At 35.0% G+C, this 1598-nt stretch carries 1 protein-coding gene and 1 pseudogene; both read right to left on the reverse strand.

Annotated elements, in window-relative coordinates; genetic code table 11:
• Positions 1-309: pseudogene (locus CXF89_RS19160) on the reverse strand (transposase); the annotation flags it as partial.
• 523 nt (positions 310-832) lie between these two features.
• Positions 833-1423 carry a LuxR C-terminal-related transcriptional regulator gene (locus CXF89_RS19165; protein WP_121955486.1) on the reverse strand — a complete coding sequence of 197 codons (591 nt, stop codon included), beginning with the start codon at positions 1421-1423 and terminating at the stop codon, positions 833-835.
• Positions 1424-1598: the final 175 nt, after the last annotated feature.

Here is a 1598-nt window from a genome sequence, read left to right on the forward strand (position 1 = left end):
GCGAGAATTGTTCAGGGAGTCGGACATCAAGAGAGCGGTAGCCTTTTTTAATATATCCTTTTCTAATTCAATGCGTTGGATTTGATTTTTAAGTTCGCGGATTTCAATTTGTTCGGGTGTCATTGGCGAAGCTGATGGTGACTGACCATTACGCTCTTGCTTTAATTGGGTAACCCATTTACTGACGGTTGATTTACCCACCCCCATAGCCTTGGCTGCATCTTCTTGTGTATAACCTTGGTCCACCACAAGCTGAGCCGTTTCTAATTTAATTGCCGCTGAATATGTTGCGCGTTTTGATTTCGTCATTTTTTCACCCAAATTTGTATGCTTGATTAGCATAACATTTCTTTCTTAATGGGTGGCCAAAATCACTGTACCACTACATCGTGAGTATAAAACTAGTGATTAATTGAAATTCACCTATGGAGAGTCAATGCATTCCGAAAGTGGTGGCCTTCGTTATCAGTAATTACTACTCTAGGGCCTGGCCCAGTATTTGCTGGAGATCTGAAAGTTTGTGGTGCCGGGCCACTGCTTTGTACAATAAGTAATATTAATACCTTGTAATTATTAAGGTATTAATAAGTAGTAAGGAGAAAAAAGTAGTAAGGAGAAAAGTATAATTTTTATTTGCAGTATTAAGTTCGAAAAAGTGGGTTTTTGATATTGACTCGACATGAAAGGCACTTCCAGAGTGCTGTTTAAGAAAAGAAAGTTGCTGGTTGTATAGGGTATTTAAGTGGGGCCAACTTTTACTTTATGCTTTCAGTTGAAATAATAATTCAGAGTCAAAGTCGAGTAGACACAATAAGGTTTCAAATAAGCCCGCTTAACTATTGATCTTATTTAAGTTTTTTTGACACCAAAGTAATGATTTTTGCTTGTTTTTTACAGCAATTTTTTGATAAACCTTATGTAAGTGGACGCGAACAGTAGCTTCACTTATAAATAAAGTGTCGGCAATTGCACTTGAATGTAAGCCAGAAAATAATAAGTTTAATACTTTCATTTCTTTGCAGGTTAAGTTGTTTGATTGCAGCGTAGTCTGTTGTTCACTCGCTAGCATTTGCCTCATCCAATCATCGGTTACGGCACGAGGGAACCATAGCTTTCCTTGTTCAATTGCTTCTAATCCTTGTTGGAGTAGTACTTCGTCAGTACCTTCGTAAAATAATCCTTTTAAATTTGGCCACTCTTTTAATGCCAGTACATCGCAGTCTTTTGGGACATCAAAAATCACCAGTCCTTGGTGGCCATTTTTTAACATGAATTGATTAATAAGTTCATAATTGGTAATGATGTTTAAAGCTTGATAATTAACAAGTAAAACGTTGAAGTCAGCTGCAACAAAAAAAAGTGAAGTGTAATTTGGATTTGTGAAGCATTTGAGGCTTCTATTAGCTGTATTTTCAATATTCATAATATTCTATCCATAGATTACGTTTTAATACTATATTCTTATTTTTAGTTAATTTCAATGATAGGAGAATGTGTTTTAGCTCTTTTTTTATACACTAAAGTACATGTGTAAAGTACATTTTATGTGCTTTTTAATATTGTATTTATGCGTTTTTTTAAAACAGCTTTTTAGTGAG

Origin of the sequence: Pseudoalteromonas sp. MelDa3 (assembly GCF_002863625.1) — a bacterium.
In the GTDB taxonomy this organism is placed as follows: Bacteria; Pseudomonadota; Gammaproteobacteria; order Enterobacterales; family Alteromonadaceae; genus Pseudoalteromonas; species Pseudoalteromonas arctica.

Bases quoted from the DNA above. Each gene is read 5' to 3' on its own strand.
- CXF89_RS19165 (WP_121955486.1), bottom strand. From the start codon at position 1,423: ATGAATATTGAAAATACAGCTAATAGAAGCCTCAAATGCTTCACAAAT.